General features: G+C 54.6%; 2 protein-coding genes. One reads left to right on the top strand and one right to left on the bottom strand.

Annotated features, from left to right (window positions below):
* Positions 1-105, bottom strand: a 105-nt coding sequence (locus tag OKA04_RS25040; RefSeq protein ID WP_498049463.1) for a hypothetical protein, incomplete at its 3' end; no start/stop codon positions are given.
* A gap of 31 nt (positions 106-136) precedes the next feature.
* Here OKA04_RS25040 and OKA04_RS25035 point away from each other — a divergent pair.
* On the top strand, positions 137-757 hold the full coding sequence (locus OKA04_RS25035) for a hypothetical protein (protein ID WP_264503873.1): 621 nt from the start codon (positions 137-139) through the stop codon (positions 755-757).
* The last annotated feature ends 302 nt before the right edge of the window (positions 758-1059 follow it).

Raw genomic sequence — 1059 nt, 5'->3', positions numbered from 1 at the left:
GCCGGCCACCCAGCCGAGCTGCGCGATCGCCCACGCCAGCGACAGCACGCCGGAGCCGATCACCGCCGTGATGATGTGCGCGCTCGCCGTCCACACCGTCCCCATCCGCCGCGCCCGCCCGTCGTCGTCGCGCGCCATGGCTGAGGAGGAGGCCAAGAAGGTGGAGGTGGAGGTCACCGAGGCGCCACCCGCCGCTGCCGCTGCCGCGGAGACGGAGCCGGCTGCCAAGGACGTCGCCGAGGAGAAGGCCGTCATCCCCGCCCCCGCGCCGCCGGCCGAGGAGGAGAAGCCTCCCGTCGACGACTCCAAGGCGCTGGCCATCGTCGAGAAGGTTGCAGATGAACCTCCTGCCGAGAAACCTGCTCAAGGGGGCTCTAATGACAGAGATGTTGCTCTTGCAAGGGTGGAAACTGAGAAGAGGAACTCATTGATCAAAGCATGGGAGGAAAATGAGAAGACAAAAGCTGAGAACAAGGCTTCGAAGAAGCTATCTGCTATTCTTTCCTGGGAGAACACAAAGAAAGCAAACATAGAAGCTCAACTGAAGAAGATTGAGGAGCAACTGGAAAAGAAGAAGGCTGAATATGCAGAGAAGATGAAGAACAAAGTCGCGATCGTCCACAAGGAAGCTGAGGAGAAGAGAGCAATGGTCGAGGCAAAGCGCGGCGAGGAAGTCCTAAAGGCCGAGGAGATGGCAGCCAAGTACCGTGCCACCGGCCATGCTCCCAAGAAACTCATCGGGTGCTTTGGGGCCTAAAGAAATTTTCGATTCACAACGAGCAAACGTGAAAGTGTTCATCAGTGGTTGCTTTGCTTCTTTCACCCTCCCAAGTGCGTAGTGTGTTTGTTGGTGCAAGAAAGGTCGTGCCTGGTGTGTAAAGTCTGGTGTTGCTGTATATAACATATTACTCCCAAGACAGATATGTTTGGTGCTGTACATGTTTGATGCTTGACAGGCAACATTCTTATGTGTAGTTAAGAAGCCACATTGTTATTGTTATTGACAGTAAGCTGTTTGTTCTTTTACTGGTGTCTGAGTTTGTCTTGTTTTGATTGGCC

Origin of the sequence: Luteolibacter flavescens (assembly GCF_025950085.1) — a bacterium.
Taxonomy (GTDB): domain Bacteria; phylum Verrucomicrobiota; class Verrucomicrobiia; order Verrucomicrobiales; family Akkermansiaceae; genus Haloferula; species Haloferula flavescens.
The sequence above is the reverse complement of the archived record's forward strand: the minus strand, read 5'-3'. Positions and strand labels throughout refer to the sequence as shown.